The sequence below is a fragment of the Zobellia galactanivorans genome (assembly GCF_000973105.1).
GTDB lineage: Bacteria > Bacteroidota > Bacteroidia > Flavobacteriales > Flavobacteriaceae > Zobellia > Zobellia galactanivorans.
Genome location: NC_015844.1, coordinates 3923008 through 3938752 on the forward strand (window position 1 = coordinate 3923008; position 15745 = coordinate 3938752).

General features: G+C 46.1%; 12 protein-coding genes. 9 read left to right on the forward strand and 3 right to left on the reverse strand.

Translation table 11 applies throughout. The annotated features are described in order from the left end of the window. Positions 1-139: 139 nt before the first annotated feature. Entirely contained in the window at positions 140-1720 is a 1581-nt protein-coding gene (locus ZOBGAL_RS16100; RefSeq protein ID WP_013994527.1) for an IS1182 family transposase, read from the forward strand. 91 nt (positions 1721-1811) lie between these two features. Here the strand turns inward: ZOBGAL_RS16100 and ZOBGAL_RS22825 are convergent, their stop codons facing one another. After that, the gene (locus ZOBGAL_RS22825; protein WP_013994752.1) at positions 1812-2861 is read right to left on the reverse strand and encodes a hypothetical protein; all 1050 of its coding nucleotides are present in this window, start codon (positions 2859-2861) and stop codon (positions 1812-1814) included. A 162-nt stretch (positions 2862-3023) separates the two neighbouring features. Next, positions 3024-4136, reverse strand: coding sequence for a hypothetical protein (locus tag ZOBGAL_RS16110; RefSeq protein ID WP_013994753.1), 1113 nt, complete (start codon positions 4134-4136; stop codon positions 3024-3026). Positions 4137-4908: 772 nt separating this feature from the next. Here ZOBGAL_RS16110 and ZOBGAL_RS16115 point away from each other — a divergent pair. The 8 genes from ZOBGAL_RS16115 to ZOBGAL_RS23180 all read left to right on the forward strand — a co-directional run bounded on the left by ZOBGAL_RS16115 (position 4909) and on the right by ZOBGAL_RS23180 (position 13335). After that, a complete protein-coding gene (locus ZOBGAL_RS16115) occupies positions 4909-6363 on the forward strand; it encodes an NAD(P)/FAD-dependent oxidoreductase (RefSeq protein ID WP_013994757.1) in 1455 nt (484 codons plus the stop codon). Positions 6364-6408: 45 nt separating this feature from the next. Then, entirely contained in the window at positions 6409-6543 is a 135-nt protein-coding gene (locus ZOBGAL_RS23960) for a hypothetical protein (RefSeq protein WP_262507920.1), read from the forward strand. Between the two features lie 2 nt (positions 6544-6545). Continuing rightward, the gene (locus ZOBGAL_RS16120) at positions 6546-6740 is read left to right on the forward strand and encodes a DUF6132 family protein (RefSeq protein ID WP_215930586.1); all 195 of its coding nucleotides are present in this window, start codon (positions 6546-6548) and stop codon (positions 6738-6740) included. Between the two features lie 157 nt (positions 6741-6897). Then, positions 6898-8199: a TolC family protein gene (locus tag ZOBGAL_RS16125; protein ID WP_013994760.1), complete on the forward strand. Its 1302-nt coding sequence runs from the start codon at positions 6898-6900 to the stop codon at positions 8197-8199. A gap of 134 nt (positions 8200-8333) precedes the next feature. After that, positions 8334-9416, forward strand: coding sequence for an efflux RND transporter periplasmic adaptor subunit (locus ZOBGAL_RS16130; protein ID WP_046287550.1), 1083 nt, complete (start codon positions 8334-8336; stop codon positions 9414-9416). A 138-nt stretch (positions 9417-9554) separates the two neighbouring features. Beyond that, entirely contained in the window at positions 9555-12788 is a 3234-nt protein-coding gene (locus ZOBGAL_RS16135; RefSeq protein ID WP_013994762.1) for an efflux RND transporter permease subunit, read from the forward strand. Positions 12789-12804: 16 nt separating this feature from the next. Beyond that, on the forward strand, positions 12805-13110 hold the full coding sequence (locus ZOBGAL_RS16140; RefSeq protein WP_046287551.1) for a hypothetical protein: 306 nt from the start codon (positions 12805-12807) through the stop codon (positions 13108-13110). An 18-nt stretch (positions 13111-13128) separates the two neighbouring features. Beyond that, positions 13129-13335, forward strand: a complete 207-nt coding sequence (locus tag ZOBGAL_RS23180; RefSeq protein WP_084724364.1) for a YgaP family membrane protein — start codon at positions 13129-13131, stop codon at positions 13333-13335. A gap of 98 nt (positions 13336-13433) precedes the next feature. On the opposite strand, the gene ZOBGAL_RS16150 is transcribed toward ZOBGAL_RS23180, so the two are convergent. After that, positions 13434-15731, reverse strand: coding sequence for a TonB-dependent receptor (locus tag ZOBGAL_RS16150; protein WP_013994765.1), 2298 nt, complete (start codon positions 15729-15731; stop codon positions 13434-13436). Positions 15732-15745 lie beyond the last annotated feature (14 nt).

The window sequence follows — 15745 nt, forward strand, 5'->3', positions numbered from 1 at the left end:
CGACTTCATAAATATACACAGACCTTTCGGTTTAGCCCTAAAGCCCGCATTACGTTTAGGCATTGTGCCTGTTGCACAAGTTAACGAAAAAACCACATAGGCTAAAGGAGATCTTAACGTTGGGTCGTTAATTTTAGGTATGCAGGGAAAAAAGGAGTATCAAGAAAAACTGTTCGCCCATTTCCAGTTGAGCGAGCGAATCCCCAAGAACAATTTCTACAGGCGGTTGAAAGAGGTTTTGGAGCTACGCTTCCTTTACGGCCTTACCGAAGGCTATTACGGGAACAGCGGCCAAAAGAGCATAGACCCAGTGGTCTTCTTCAAGCTCTGCCTTGTGGGCTATCTGGAGAACATCATCAGCGACCGCAGGCTCATGGCCCATTGTTCCCTGCGGTTGGACATCCTTTATTTTATCGGCTACGATATCGACGAGGAACTGCCCTGGCACAGTACGATAAGCCGTACGCGTCAACTGTTCCCCGAAAGTGTCTTCGAGGAAGTCTTCACCAAGGTGTTGAGTATGTGCGTGGAGAAGGGAATGGTGAGCGGCCATACCCAGGCCATAGATTCCGCACCTGTGAAGGCCAACGCGAGCATGGACACCTTGGAACTTAAGGTGCCCGAAAGGGAACTGGACGAACACCTGCGCAAGGTACGTGTCCTGAGTGCAATGGACAAAAAAGGGGAGCCGCATCGCAAGAGCAAGAACGACAGCTCCGACAAGGGCCAGCGTAGTGTCACTGCAAGCAAGAACGAACTGGCGGCGATAAAGGGCAGGAACAAAAAATGGGCGAAGGACCAGGACCAACGCCCGGGCGCCAAGAACAAGGGGGCCAAGTATACGAGCAACAAAACGCACTACAGCCCCACGGATCCCGATGCACGCATCAGCGTAAAACCGGGCAAGGCCAGAAAACTGAACTACCTTTCCCAATTGAGCGTCGATACGGCGAACCATGTGATCACGGACATCAGGGCCTACCATGCCGACGGGAAGGACAACCAACAGTTGCCGGATATCGTCCAAAGACTTCGGGCAAGGTTGTGGAAGCAGGGCCTGGTCTGGGAGAACTGCGTAGCGGACACCGGGTATAGCAGTGGCGGGAACTATGCCTTTTTGGAGAAAACAGGGTTAAAGAGCTTCATTCCGCCCCATGGCACTTACAAGGGCGGTCCGGACGGATTCACCTATAACAATACAGAAGACCATTACGTATGTCCGCAGGGCAAGGTGATACCCTTCACCAAGGTGTTCAACGATCACCGTACGGGCACCAAAAAGAAGGAATATAGGGCACGGAAACATGTTTGTATCGATTGTCCCTTACGACGGACCTGTTTGGGCAAAAGCGCTCAGGAAAAGAAGTTCAGTGTTACCTATTACCGAGAAGAATATGAACGTAACATCAAAAGGGTGAACAGTAAATTGGGGCGCTATATGAAGGGCAAGCGACAGAGTACGGTAGAGCCCGTTTTTGGAACGTTGACACAGTTCATGGGCATGCGGAAGGTGAACACCATAGGGCTCGAACAGGCGAACAAGGTGATGCACCTCTCGGCGATTGCCTACAACCTGAAAAAGTACCTGAAATTCACGGAAAAGCGTTCAAAAAGCGGGGCGGAAAGCTTTGTTTTGCCGCGCATCGCAAAAAACTGCTTCCAAGCACTTGAAAGTTCACTTGTAGGCTACCCAAAAAATATAGGTTGGCCAGTGGTCTAAAAGATAAAACCGCCTTAAAAAGCGGTTATGTGAGTCGTTATTTTAATGATTATGGGGTTGTGCAACGGTTACCATTGTTGGCAGTAGTTTTTTAATTTAACCCTCGTTTTTTAACTTCTAACACTAGATTTTGATACGCGGCTTTTACTTCTTGTCCTTTTTCAAATAATACATCTTGTGTTTTCATATTTCTTTTATCTGCATCACGCCATTCTTCTTCAGGGTATGGGTCTTTTTTTATCATATAAACAACACTTTGATAGTATTCTCTCTTAATATCTTCTGTAATTTCAATCCCAGCACTTTTCATTGCTCTAATTTCATCCATCGCATCATCTTTTTTTTGAAAGAATTTGGACATGCAAATTGAATTGAATCGGTCGATTTCTATCAAAAAATCTTTAATTTTTATGTCTAAATCTCTATTAATAAAGTGATTGTCCGTAGTTCTATAGAAATCAGCAAAGTTGTCCCATTTATCAAAGTAATATTTAGTAGTAAATAAGCTGTCTACGGCTTGAGAAATACTATCGTGTAACATAGTCTCAGAACAAATAGCTTTAAATTTTTCCCAAATTAATTTGTCATGACGATTATGTTCCGTTAAATGGTGTCTTTCTTCAATATTTTCATATTCATTTATTATTGAAGAAATTGCTGATTTTAAAGTCGATTGTAGTTGTTTTTTACTTTGGGGGTTCTGACTATCATAAGATGTAATTCTGTGTCCACGAATATCAAAGGGAAGAATTTCATTTTTACCATATTTTAGATTATTAACACAAATTATCCTCTCCCATCCAAGTAAGTTTATTGCATATCCTAATTCAATGAGAACATTTGGGTTTGGGGTTAGTCGGGATTTAAAAACTCTATTATATAAGTTATTATTAATTATACTAACGTCCGCTACAAATACATCAGTAGTATTGATTTTATCAAAAATGGTTTTTGAGATTGACGGACTTCCACTTTTGTTTCTTGTGTCTCTATCAAGGTTAATTTCAAGATGAAATTCATTTTGACTATTTTTCTTAAGCTCCTTAATAGCTTTTTCTAAACAGTTATTGATTAGATTTCTATTTGATTTACCTTTTAAATCGGATTGCCATGAATAAAAAATGGTAAAGTTGTTTTTCATTAATTAAGTTCTCTCAAAATTACTGCCAACGGTCTCGGCTATGAGTAGTTGCGTGTTTTAGTACTTAACTGTGCAAGTACACATCAAGTTGGAAATTCCGCAGGAATTTCCAAAGTAGGCGAGAACAAGCAATTACTTATAGCCATTGTTGTGGGTAGTGTTTTATTTGTCCTTTTTTTCTTCTTCTTCCTCTTTAATCGTGTATTTGTCAAGAAGTAGTTGCTTTTCTTTTTCGTCCAATTTTTTCCACCTTTCCCTTACAGTTGCAGTTTCTGTTCTTAATTCAGTCGACATATCTGGTTTATCTTCTTCTTCCAGTTCAGGTGGTGTCAACAACTTAACCTCATTGCCTTTTACAATATGGTCAGTAATAACTTTCGCAACTTCATCTGCTTTTTTAGTTGCTCCAGCTTTTGTTGGTGGCGAATCAGTTTTTAAATTTTCCTTGTGTTGTTCAAGAGCTTTTAATTTTATTGAATCCTTAATGTTATCTAACATTAATTTTTCTCTTTCTTTCTCCGTTGCAATTAGTTTTTTATTACCCATATATGAAGCAATAATCTCTTTAGCAGTTTTGGATTTATACAATAAATATGCACCATAAACCTTTAATCCTGTTTTGATTAATTCGGTCAAATCTATGGCAACATCAAAGTCTATATTAAAGATTACATCTATTGAACCATTCTGAATTTCAACAAGCGAAATTTCTTTTGGTGATTCAGATTTTAATAGAGTATGGTAAATAAGTAAAGTTCTATTCCATCTATGCAATACTCTCGAAAACTCCTTTAAACTTCCTGTGGATTCAAGGTCTTTGAATATTAGTGACATAACGGCTTGTTCTCCGTCATCGTCAAAATCATCTTCTTCTGAAACATATTTTTCAAAAGTGGTTTTGACTGTATTTAGTTCAGATTCGTTTGTTTGTATTGCTTTTTGAAGTTTATTTAGAATCTGGTTAAACTTTTGAAAATATTGTTGACCATCAATTTCTTTGTCTGAATCCAACTCTTCTAATTCCTCTAATGTGTTCAAAGAAGTAAATGGCTCATTCTCTCTTAAAACACTACTTAATTCGCTATCAAGGGAATTGTTTTCAAAGTATATCAGATTCTCTTTTATATTTTCGGAAAGCCCTTTCATAAAGACTAAATTCTGGTTTTGAGCTTGAGCTATTGATTGTTTGTAGTCAATCACATCTCTTTTAAATCCAGAGTCGATTACTAATTCTGTAAATATCTTAATCTTATTAAGTAAACTTTCTACATTCATTTCTTTCTATATGGTTTGGTTACATTACCCACAACTTGTTTATATGCGGAACATTCCGTCTTTTATCCTACCAATTCGGCATGATATGCGGAAGTTACGGTTTAATTTATCACTATTATTTTTCACTTTTTATATAGGATCCAATTTCAATTGTTTTTAAATTTATGATTACTCCTTCAGTTATATTTCCGTTAGCCAGTGTATCATATTCCCTTTCTCCAATATCTTCTTTTTTGAGATAGCCGTTTTTTAACATAAATAAAGCCCTCTTTCTGAAATTGAAACATCCGAAGCCCCTGTGTCAAGAACAAACTTTAGGGCAAGACCATTTTCTTTACATGGAATCATATAAATTCCATTTATTTTTTTCCTGGTAATTCTGCGTTGTGTATATCCTAATACGTGGAAAAAAATTAACATTACAGTTATTGAAGTTGATTTTTTCATCATTAGCCTTAACCATCTTATAAGTTTTATACCTCTTAATGTTTGTTGGAAATGGTTCAAGAGCCCCAATTCATCCCCAATATATAAATTCCTACAATGCTATTCTTACGTAAAAGCGTAATCGGCCTAAAAATTTTGCTGTATGCCCTCTTTTTCCGGCTTCGGTAGGGGCCGTGTTTTTGGGGCGCTGCTTTCTGTAACAAAAGTTGCTGTAAGGGCCTTTTTTAATACTGAAATTTACAGTGTTGAAGTGGTCGAGCCTGTTCGATTACCACGGGGCGAAGGCCTTTTCGAGGGCACGACTTTAACGTAAAATCCAAACAAAATGGCTAGAATAGTAATATTGGGGGCAGGGATTGCAGGCCATGTGGCCGCCGCCCACCTCCGTAGAAAATTGCCGAAGGCCCATGAGATAGTGGTGGTTTCCCCCAACGGAAACTACCAATGGATTCCCTCCAATATCTGGGTGGGCGTCGGGCGTATGAAGTCCGATGACATTCTCTTTCCCTTGGCGCCCCTATACAAAAGAAAGGGGATCACCTTTAAAAGGGCCAAGGTTACTACCTTCCATCCCGAAGGCGATGCCGAAACCCCTAAGCCCTATGTCAACATAGAATACATCCTCGACGAGGATAGGGGCAAGACCGAAAAGCTGACGTATGACTACCTTATAAATGCCACGGGCCCCAAACTGGCCTTTGATATGACCGAGGGCCTTAATCCGGGCACCAACAAGGCCTATTCGGTCTGTACCTATACCCACGCCGAACACGCGTGGCAGGCCCTCGACGCCCTGATCCAGCGTATGAAAAAGGGCGAACAAACAAAAATATTGATCGGTACGGGCCATGCGAAGTCCACCTGCCAGGGCGCCGCCTTTGAATACATTTTAAATGTAGAGCGGGAGCTCCGCCGGCACAAGGTAAGGGACAAGGCCGAAATCACGTGGATATCCAACGAATACCAGTTGGGCGATTTTGGAATGGACGGGGTCTTGATGAGCTACGGCAACAACATTATGAAGTCCAGCGAAATGGTCGAAATGGTCTTTGAAGACCGCGGCATCAAGTGGGTCCTCGGGGCCGGGGTAAATAAAATTGAAGACGGAGTGGCCCACTACGAAAACTTGGAGGGCGAGCAAAAATCGGAACGCTACGATTTTGCCATGCTGATCCCCGCCTTTTCGGGACACGGCTTTAAGGCCTACGACAAAAACAACGACGACATCACCGACAGGCTCTTTAAGGGCTTTATGCTGGTCGATGCCGATTACACGCCCAAGCCCTACGAGGAGTGGAGCGTGCAAGATTGGCCCGAGACCTATCAAAACCCGAGCTATAAGAACATCTTCGCACCGGGTATCGCCTTTGCACCGCCCCATGCCATTTCAAGGCCCAGGACGAGCAAAAACGGCACCTCGATCTCACCGGCACCACCACGTACGGGAATGCCCTCGGGCATTACCGCCAAATTGGTCGCCGATAACATTGTAGACCTCATTAAAGGGGGAAACAAACTGAAGCACAAAGGCTCTATGGGGAATATGGGTGCGGCCTGTATCGCTTCCGCCGGTTATGGGATGACCGAGGGAAGCGGGATCAGTATTACCACTTTTCCCATTGTTCCCGATTTTGAGAAATACCCCGATACCCACGGTAGAAAATTGGGCAAGACCTTTGGTGAAATCGGACTTGCGGGGCATTGGCTAAAACTGGCCTTGCACTATGCCTTTATCTACAAGGCCAAGATGAAACCCTTTTGGTGGCTCATTCCCGAGTAGGAGTGTGAGGGAAGCAGTAAACCGTAAACCGTAAAAACGCAAAAGATGAAAAGAATATCAAGATCCAAACGCTTTGTAATGCGCAACCCCATCATCCAGTTCTTTAAGTTCATTTGGTTGAGCCTAAAAATATTGGTGGTCGTGGCCGGAGGTCACGGGGGCACGCGAAAAACAACATGAACATGACACGAAAACTGATTTTGTTTACGGCCCTGGGCATTGCTGTGGGGGCAATGGCCGGTTACCTGTACTATTCGGAGATAGGTTGTGTTTCGGGCACTTGTGCCATTACCTCGAACCCTCTGAACAGTACCTTGTACGGGGCCTTTATGGGAGGTTTGCTGGTCAATACCTTTGTCAAGTCCCCTAAAAAATAGGTGGTTGTTAATTTGGTTGTTTTAGGAAGGCACCTCGGTAAACGGGGTGTCTTTTTTTGTGACCGATACCGAAACCCGAACGGCTCTTTTTGAATGGTAACAATGGTTACTGTGGAGGGCGGAAGCCGGGCGTAATTTTGTGGAAAATACATGAACGATGAAGTATATTTTCTTGATATTGATTTTGTTGGCGACTTCCCTTTCTGCGGAAGCACAGGAAACGCAATTGATAACAAAGGCGGAAGTCATGGCCAGGGTAAGCGAAAACAACAACAGCCTAAAAATGGCCGAGCAGGAGGTGAAGGCCGCCCTGGGCGATTACAGGCAGACCAATGCCGTTCTCTTGCCCAACGTAGGGGTTTCGCATACGGGCATTGCCACGACCAACCCCCTAATGGCCTTTGGCTCCAAGTTGAACCAATCCATTTTAACGACAGGTGATTTTGCACCTGATCTGCTTAATGACCCGAGGCAGATCGAAGACTACGCCACCCGGATCGAGGTGCAACAACCGCTGGTGAATTTTGATGGTATCTTTCAACGCAAGGCGGCCAAGGCCAAGTACCGGGCGACCCAATTTCAATCGGAACGTACACAGGAATACATTGTGCTGGAACTGGACAAGGCCTATATGCAACTGCAATTGGCCTATAAGACGGTAGAGGTATTGGAAAAGGCCAAGGCCGCCGCCTTGGAGAACAAGCGTATAGCCGACAATAGCTTTAAGCAGGGCTATTTGCAGAAATCCGATGTACTGGCCGTGGAAGTCCGGGTAGGCGAGATAGAGAACCAGTTGCAATATGCACAGAGCCATATAAAGAATGCCTCGGATTATCTATCGGTCTTAATGAACGATACCACCTATGCCATCTTGCGTCCCGCTGATTCGCTAAGCCTAAGGGTAAGCGACCTGGAACGTCCGGCATTTTCGGAAAACAGGGCCGACATACAGGCGATGGCTTCGGCGAGCAAAGCCTACGAACAGATGCACAAGGCCGATAAGATGAGTTTCTTGCCGCGCTTGAACGCCTTTGGTACCTATGAACTTCATGACGACGAGATTTTCAAGGGGGCTTCCAACGGTTATTTGTTCGGGGCCGAGCTGAAATGGAACATTCTGGAAGGGAGCAAGCGTTTCGGGAAGGCCCAAAAGAGCAAGGCGGAATACGAAAAATCAAAATTACAATTAGAGCAATATACAGCTGAAAGTCAGGTAGAGCTGAATAGGGCCATACGTTCGCTCCAAGATGCCAAGAACAACTTGGAGCTTACGGCCCTTGCCTTGGAACAATCGAAAGAATCGTTGCGCATACGTACCAACCGCTTTCAACAGGGCTTGGAGAAAACCACCGACCTCTTGTTGGCCGAGACCCAATACGCCCAAAAGCAATTGGAATATTACAGTACCATTTTTCAACACAATTACGCCTTGGCCTATGTGCAATTCTTGACCAAGTAAACTACCTCGGGGCGAGCCCGCGAGGCATTAAAAGGAATACACCTTGATTTCGAGGCAAGCCTCGGAGCATTTAATCTCGATTATCGAGTAACACCCTACGATAAATGTTTTACCCAGTATTTAATTCTAAGATGATGAAAAACAGAAACTACATAATAGCCGCAGTACTCACCTTAAGCCTGGCTTTGGCGAGCTGTGGGGATAAAGAAACGAAGGCCGTGGCCGACAATTCGCCGGCCGTTCCGGTACAGGTACGATCGGTAGCCGAAAACACGGAAGATTCCTTTGTAACGGCCAGCGGAAAGATCGAGGCGGCCAAGAGCGCCAATATCAGTACCCGTATGATGGGCTATGTAGACAAGATCTACGTGAAGGTGGGCGATAAGGTGAAAAACGGACAACTTTTATTGAGCGTGAACAATGCCGATGTTTCGGCAAAACTGGCCCAGGTAAATGCAGGCATTGCCGAGGCCGAAGCGGCCTTTGCCAATGCGGAGAAAGATTACCAACGCTTTACGAACCTGTTCAACGAGAACAGTGCCTCGCAAAAGGAGCTGGACGATATCACCGCCCATTACAACATGGCCAAGGCACGCTTGGAAAGTGCCAAACAAATGAAGAACGGGGTAAACGCCCAAATGGGCTATGCCAATATACGTGCCCCTTTTAGCGGGGTCGTTACCAATAAATTTATCAGTGCGGGCGATATGGCGAACCCGGGAATGCCCTTGTTGGAAGTGGAATCGCCTGGGCAATACCAAGTATTGGCCATGGTGCCCGAATCGGAAATATTGGAGATCCGGCCCGATACCGAGGTAAGCGTACGCTTAAAGTCATTGGGGCAATCGGTTAAGGGCAAGGTGGTAGAGGTCAGTACCTCGGCCAAGAATACCGGGGGGCAATACCTGGTAAAGGTGATACTCGGGCCGACCGATGTGAATCTACTCTCGGGGATGTACGCCACGGTACAGTTTCCGGTAGAGCGTAGGGCCAATGCAGCGGCCGTGATGGTCCCCAAGGAGGCCTTGGTAGAACGGGGACAGTTGACCGGTATTTATACGATAAGCCAGAACAATACGGCCTTGTTGCGCTGGTTGCGCCTCGGAAGAAGCTTCGGGGACAAGGTGGAAGTATTATCAGGACTCTCACAAGACGAAAAATACATTGTTTCCTCCGACGGAAAGTTGTTCAACGGGGCCAAGGTGAGTATACAGTAAAACAGAATAAAAGATAACGAGCGGTTGCGTTAGGGATTGCAACGGATACCCCACAGTGTTTTTGATCGGTCTTCGATCAAGAACACGAGGAGTAGGAGTGAAAAGCCCGCCCGAACGCCCAAAATAAGATAAATAGCGATGAAAGAAGGATTAGCAGGTAAAATTGCCAAAATGTTCATAGGCAGCAAGTTGACAGTACTGTTGATGATTGTGTTTATGGTCATTGGGGTGTACAGTTCGTTTTTGATCCCGAGGGAAGAGGAACCCCAGATAGACGTGCCCATGGCCGATATTTTTGTGGGCTACCCCGGGGCGAGTCCCACTGAAGTGGAAAGCCGGGTGACCAAGCCCTTGGAGAAACTGATCTCGAACATTAAGGGGGTAGAGTATGTGTATTCGACCTCGATGAAGGAACAGGGCATGGTGATCGTACAGTTTTACGTGGGCGAGGATATTGAACGCTCCTTCGTAAAGCTCTACAACGAGATCAACAAGCATATGGATATTATGCCCCAGGGCGTAACCTTTCCCTTGGTGAAGACCCGGGCCATCGACGATGTGCCCATGTTGGGACTCACCCTGTGGAGCGAAAATTACGATGGCTACCAGTTGAGCCAGATGGCGCAGGAACTGGAGAGTGAGATCAAGAAGGTGAACGACGTGGCGGTGACCCATAAAATCGGGAACCAAGACCGCCAATTGCGGGTGGTTTTGGACAAGGATAAATTGGCCGCCAGTGGATTGGACTTCTTATCGGTCTCTGAAATGATCAAGGCGAACAACGCCCAGTTGAGTTCCGGTAGTTTTGACAAGAACGATACCGAATTTTTGGTGAATACGGGCAGCTTTTTGGCCTCGGTCACCGATGTTGAAAACCTAGTGGTGGGCGTACAGCAGAACCGCCCCATTTATTTGAAGCAGATTGCCAGTATTGTAGACGGACCTGAAATTCCACAGAGTTACGTGTCCCTCGGTTTTGGGCAGGGCAGCGATAAGGTGGCCGATCATAGATCGGAGTACCCTGCGGTTACCATTTCGGTAGCGAAACGAAAGGGGGCCGATGCCATGAAGATCGCCGATATCGTAATCGATAAGGTAGAGCATTTGCGGGCGGATTTGATTCCCGACGATGTTCATGTGGAAATTACCCGAAACTATGGTGAAACGGCTTCGCACAAGGTGTCGGAACTGCTGTTGCACCTTATCGGGTCTATCTTTGCCGTAACCCTTGTGGTGATGCTGGCCATGGGATGGCGGGGCGGACTGGTGGTATTTTTATCGGTTCCGATAACCTTTGCCCTGACGCTGTTGAGCTACTATATGCTCGACTATACCCTGAACCGGATCACGCTTTTTGCCTTGGTCTTTGTTACCGGTATCGTGGTAGACGACTCCATCATCATCGCCGAGAACATGCACCGGCATTTTAAGATGAAGCGCCTGCCTTTTAAACAGGCGGCCCTCTATGCGATTAACGAGGTGGGGAACCCTACCATTTTGGCGACCTTTACCGTAATCGCCTCGGTATTGCCCATGGCCTTCGTATCGGGATTGATGGGCCCCTATATGGCCCCGATGCCCATTGGCGCATCGATTGCCATGATCTTGTCCCTCTTCGTGGCCTTGACCATAACACCGTACTTGGGCTATGTTTTTCTTAGGGAAAAGGAGAAAAAAGGAAAGGTGGAGAAAAAGGAAAAGCCCTTGGAGGAAACTTTGATCTACAGGCTTTACAACAAATTTGAACGCCCCTTGATCGAAAGTAAGGGAAAACGCTGGATGTTTTTGGGCTTGACTTTCTTATTGCTCATGGGCTCCATGGTCTTGTTCTTTACGAAGTCCGTTGCCGTAAAAATGTTGCCCTTCGATAACAAGAACGAGTTTCAGGTGGTGATCGATATGCCCGAGGGCACGACCCTTGAGCGTACGGGAGTGGTGGCCCAGGAAATAGCACAATACCTGTCTACCCGCCCCGAGGTAGTGAACTATCAAAATTACGTGGGTACCTCGGCGCCCATAACCTTTAACGGCCTGGTACGCCATTACGATCTACGCGGTGGTAGCAATATGGCCGATATTCAGGTGAACCTGATCGACAAGGGCGAACGTTCGGCCCAGAGCCATGATATTGCCAAGTTGCTTCGGCCCGACATTCAAAAGATAGCGGCCAAGTACAATGCCAACGTAAAACTGGTGGAAGTACCACCAGGACCTCCGGTGCTTTCTACGATCGTTGCGGAAGTATACGGTCCCGATTACGGGGAACAGATGCGGATCGCCAACAGCGTTCAGAATATCTTGAAGGCTACCGACGATGTGGTGGATGTCGATTGGATGGTGGAAGCCGACCAGACCGAATATCAGTTCGAGATCGACAAGGAAAAGGCGATGCTCTACGGGGTTGCGCCCCAGCAAATTGCCTATACCATGAACATGGCCTTATCGAACAGGGCCATTACCAACCTCTACGATGAGGATGCGAGTACGCAAATAGGACTGGTATTGGCCTTGGATGAAAAGGAGAAATCGACCATTTCGGATATTGCCCAATTGAAAGTGGCCTCGAAACAGGGGAACATGGTTTCGATATCGGATTTGGTAGACATTAAGGAAACGACAAGTGCCAAGAGCATTTACCGTAAAAACCAAAAACGCGTGGTGTACGTACTGGCCGATATGGCCGGGGAATTGGAGAGTCCCGCTTACGCGATCTTGGGAATGGAGGAAAAGCTAAAGGAAATTGCCCTGCCCCAGGGGTATACCATTAACGAAATGTATTTGGGCCAGCCCGATTTCGAGGATGACTATACCGTAAAATGGGACGGAGAATGGCAGATTACCTTAGAGGTATTTAGAGATTTGGGTATCGCCTTTATGGGCGCCATTATCTTGATCTACATCTTGATCGTTGGATGGTTCCAGAACTTTAAGGCACCCATTGTTATGATGGTGGCCATACCCTTATCGCTGATCGGTATTGTTTTGGGACACTGGATCATGGGCGCCTTTTTTACCGCTACCTCTTTTATAGGAATGATCGCCTTGGCGGGTATTATGGTGCGGAACTCGGTATTGCTCATCGACTTTATCAATCTGCGCTTGGCGGAGGGCGTTCCCTTAAAACAAGCGGCCATTGAGGCCGGCGCCGTACGAACCACCCCTATTTTATTGACCGCGGGAACCGTGGTGATCGGTGCCTTCGTGATCTTGTTCGACCCCATTTTTCAGGGCTTGGCCATCTCTCTGATGGGCGGTACCATCGTCTCTACCGTGCTAACCTTGTTGGTAGTACCGCTGGTGTATTATATGATCGAACGCAAGAACTACCCCGAAACGGAAAGTAGGGAAGTAGGTGATACGAAAGAGGATTAACCCAAAAGAAGAAAAAATGAAACTACTGATCGTAACCGTTGTGGAAGAATTCGAAAAGGAAATTCTGCGACTCTTTAAGGAGGCAGGCATTGAGAGCTATAGTGGTTCGGACATAGATGGGTATAAAAATGCCACGTCAACGCTCCGGACATCAAGTTGGTTCCCCAGTGAAAAAGGGGGAGTGGAATCGAGTATGTTCTTCTCCTTTACCGAGGACGGGAATATCGATGCCCTGTTCAAACTTATCGAAGCATTCAATCAAAACCTGGATACCAATAACCCCATAAAGGCGGTTGTGGTTCCTATTGAAAGATCTATTTAATCATTAAAACGTATTGCAATGTTAAACACATATTTTAGGGTAATTGTAGGGACCATGGTCTTGCTAAGTGTGGCCTTGGCCGTGTATGTAAACATCAACTGGTTGTGGTTTACCGTATTTATTGGGGTAAACCTGATACAGTCGGCGTTTACCAAATGGTGTTTGTTGGAAACCATCCTTGTAAAACTGGGGATCAAGAAGGAAGGCAAAGGCTGTAAGATGTAAGTCGCCCTGGCATCGGCCCCAACCGATGGCATACCCCTAATAAAAATGGCCTCGCCCTATATCTCATAGGGCGAGGCCATTGTATTTGTCAGAGGGTCTTAAAAACGGTACTGTACAAAGGCCGATAGGTTTCTCCCCGGATCATTGATCGGTACGCTGCCAAAATCCGCCTGGTTGTTAAAGGCGAAGTTCAAGTGGTTGTGGTAGGTGGTATCGAAAACATTTAAGGCGGCGACCCCAATGGTTATATTTTTCAAGGGAATGACCCCAAGGCGGATATCCAAGGTATTGTAGCCATCCGTTTCGGTTTCCCCAAAGGAAGAAGCAATGTGGTCTTGTTTTGAGGTTAAGGTATAATTGGCGTTGGCCCAGAATTTTTCCTTCTCAAAGCCGAGTTTGAAACGAGTGGTCAAAGGCGGCACCAAGGGAAGGGATTCGCCGAGGTCTTTATTCTTGGCATAGACATAAGACAGCTCGGTGGTAAAATTGAAATCAGTTAGAAAGTCAATACCGGCGTTCACTTCAAACCCGGTTTTATAGGCATCGTTTAAATTCCGAAAGACCTTAACGCTTGTGGGTTCTTGCATGGGCATAAACTTTCGGCTTTGGCTGGGATCGATAAGGGCTACTATGTAGTTTTTATAGAAGGAATAGTAAAAAGAGCTACCGTAAGTGAATTGATCCCAACCCTTGCCTTCCAAGGGAATTTTTCCTTTAAAGCCCACTTCGAATTGATTGTTGACCTCCGCATCGAGATTGGGGTTGCCCACATATTCATAGGAGTCTTGCCCCACGCTAAAGTGGTTGATAAAACGTTCGATCATATTGGCGGAACGCACCCCTCTTCCGTAGGCCACTTCCATTAAAAACTGACTCGAGAGGGCGTATTTTACCGATGCCGTACCGCTGATGTTGTGTTCCGTGCGTTGATCCAGGTCGGTGTACAGCGCGGCAAAATCGGCTTCGGGGTCTTTGGTTTCCGATACTACCCCATCATAGCGCAAACCTGCGGTTACTATGGTCTTAGGGCCAATGGCGTATTTCCCTTCTAGGAACACGCCAAAATCGTCGATATAGGAATTTTGCCAAACCTTATCGGTAAATTCCATGGGGGTGTCCAAGGGCCCCATAGCATTTTGTTTTACCAATCTTGTACGTTGTCCGTCCCGGGCAATATGGAGCAAGTCGACCCCGGTGAACAGGTTCAGGTTTTTCCTAGGTTTGAGTTCCAATTCCACTTTTCCCCCGGCGGTAACGGCATCTACGGCGGAAACGGCATCGACCATCATAAAAGTAGGGCGTTGGGCATTGGTCATCAAGTGGTCGACATAGCTGTAATAGGCCTTGGCGTTTATCCCTCTAAGTAGCCCGCCCTGGTTTTGTAGGCTGTAATCGAGGGAAAGGATGGAACTGTTGTCCTCTTCCGTATCCATGGGGAGTCCGGCATGCAATACGTCCCTTCCGTACGACTGTCGCCAATGGGCCTGTAGGCGTTGGTTTTCGGTAAAGTTATAGCCGAGTCGCAGTCCGTAATCCAAGCTTCTGAAGGAGGAAGGGATCTCGGTGCCGTCGCCATCCTCGTAATTGCCAAAATCCCTAAAGCCTAGGTTTCCTACCACATCGTACTTCTCCGTGGCCTGTTGTATGCGGGCCATGGAGACCAATGAATTGCCGTTGCTCTCATAGCCCCCTTGAACACTTCCGCTCAGGCCATAGTCATCAATGCCCGGTTTTTGGGTGACCAAATTTACGATACCGCCAAAGGTGGCGCCGTAGCGTACGGTATAAGGGCCCTTAATGATCTCAATTTTTTCTATTTCCTCCGGAATGACGTGGGTGGTAATAGGGTCCATACGGTTGGGGCAGGCGTGCATGGCCTTGGTACCGCCATCAAACTGTACGTTGAGCTGTTCGTACTGCGAAGCCCTGAACGAAGGGTCAATGGCATAGTTGCCTCGTTTGATGAGGGAAAAGCCGTTGAGGTCGTTAAAGAGGTCGGCCACATTTCTGGGCTGTACTATTTTCTTGACATAGTCGTTGGTGACTACCGCAAATACAGGGTCGATCTTGGCATTACCGGTTACCATTACCCCGTTTACCTCAATGGGCGCCTCTTGCAAGAGAAATATTGTGGTGGTGTCAGAAGGCCCAATAAACTGTTCTATGGGCTTGTAGCCCATATAGGAAATGGTGAGGGTCGTTCCTTCTTCGGGAATGGAAAGTTGAAAATTTCCATCCGCGTCGGTGTAGGTGGCCTTGCCCTGCCGTGGTATGACGTGTGCTTCTGGGAGGGGACTGTTATTTTGGCTATCCAGTACCGTTCCGGTGAAATTTTGGGCCATGCTGAATTGCCCAATGGAAAACAATAGGGATACCAATAGATATTTAAAATCCATAGTTTAATGCTTTA